Source organism: Bradyrhizobium sp. 2TAF36 (assembly GCF_052114925.1).
GTDB classification, from domain to species: domain Bacteria; phylum Pseudomonadota; class Alphaproteobacteria; order Rhizobiales; family Xanthobacteraceae; genus Bradyrhizobium; species Bradyrhizobium barranii.
In genome coordinates this window covers 1-1,444 of the sequence record NZ_JBFRFR010000229.1, presented here as the reverse complement: position 1 = coordinate 1,444, position 1,444 = coordinate 1, and the positions used below count along the sequence as shown (strand labels likewise).

Sequence of the window (1,444 nt, the reverse complement as noted above, 5' to 3'; positions counted from 1 at the left end):
GCGCAAGGCGGCTGCGGGCCAGAAAGAGATGTTGATGCCGATCCGAGGCAAGAAGCCGGCGAAGGAAGCAGCGGCGAAGAAACCCGCGACGGGCCAGCGGCGGAAGTCGGCTTAGGCGGCCGATGTCCGGGGTTCCGGCGGTGCATCAGGAAGCTGCGGCCCAACGCGCGATAAAGTGCATCAACCGGACGCTTCGATGACCTTCACGATCGGCATCATCTCGGATATACAAGGTTTTGCCCATACTGTGTCAGTGTCCGGCCAGATGGCCATTGTACAAGTAGGCGCCCCTTTTCCAGTCTCCCAAAGACCTCGAAGGAGCATCCTTCGGGGTCTTTGCTTTTCAGCCTGCTTTGGGCCCTGCTGTAGATCGATCACCTGCACCGCGGGCAAAGCCTCGGCAGTCCCTTGGTCGCGGAAAGCCCGAACGCCTATACTGACACTGTCGAAGGCAGTCGGAGGGCACCATGAGCGATCCGGGACCTAGGGGAATCGACCATACTCCGATGGAGGTGCTCGAAAAACGCGCCAACGATGCACGCGAACGTGGCGATACTTACCTGGGCACCGTCGATAATATTCTCGTCCAGATAGGTGCCTTCGACCAGTTCGCAGCGGATGTGGCCCATCAACTGCGGCACAGGATTGTCTATCGCAGCGATGGCGGTCGCTTCGCGAGGGCTCTGGTGCGGGCGTCTGGAGATCTTCAGAAGATCCACACCGCCCTATTGGCCATGGACACCCCGTTTCAGGGCAAGGTGCGACTGACAGCGATCCTTTTCCGACGGGTCGACCCGCATGCCGTCGACAGGTGGGTGATGGGCATCAGGTTTTTCGCTCCCGACTTCATTGACATAACTGAGCCGGTCGTTGTGAAGGCCAGCAGGACGCGCGTTGCATCGGCGAAATGCGTGCAGCTCGAGCGTCTTCTTCCCTGGATGCACTTAGTGGCCAAGGAAATCCCGGGGAAGAGGGGAAAGCGTATCCGCGGTATGATTGAGCTTGCCGATCGGCTCGATTGCCCCAAGGGACTCGAGCTCTGGTACTACAGCAGAACACTGACGCTCGCCTATACGACGCCACCCATGTGGATGGGGCCAAAGGGTCGCGCGCGGATGACCGAGGCAACAGGTCGCAAGTTGCCCTTCGATGGCGAGGGCTGGGACGGTGCCCGTCGCGATCAGTGGCGACACTACCCATTCAAATGGATCGTCGAACATCATGCGTTTCAAAAGCCCGCCGATGCATCGCGTATGAAGATCGAGCTGCTAGTTTACGAAAACGAGATCAACGCGACGTTCGTAGAGCTCAACAAGCGATCTGCCCAAACCAAGCCGGCTTCCAGCTTGGGCCCCCGCGGCGATCGGGAGTACCTAAGCAACGAGGTCGCTGACTTCATCAAGCATCTCGGCGCGCTGACGAAGGACCCCAATCATCTTTATTC

General features: G+C 59.2%; 1 protein-coding gene and 1 pseudogene. Both read left to right on the top strand.

What is annotated here, in order from left to right; translation table 11 throughout:
• Positions 1-115: pseudogene (locus AB4Z51_RS44895) on the top strand (Ku protein); the annotation flags it as partial.
• A gap of 352 nt (positions 116-467) precedes the next feature.
• Positions 468-1,444, top strand: a 977-nt coding sequence (locus tag AB4Z51_RS44890) for a hypothetical protein (RefSeq protein WP_441499763.1), incomplete at its 3' end; no start/stop codon positions are given.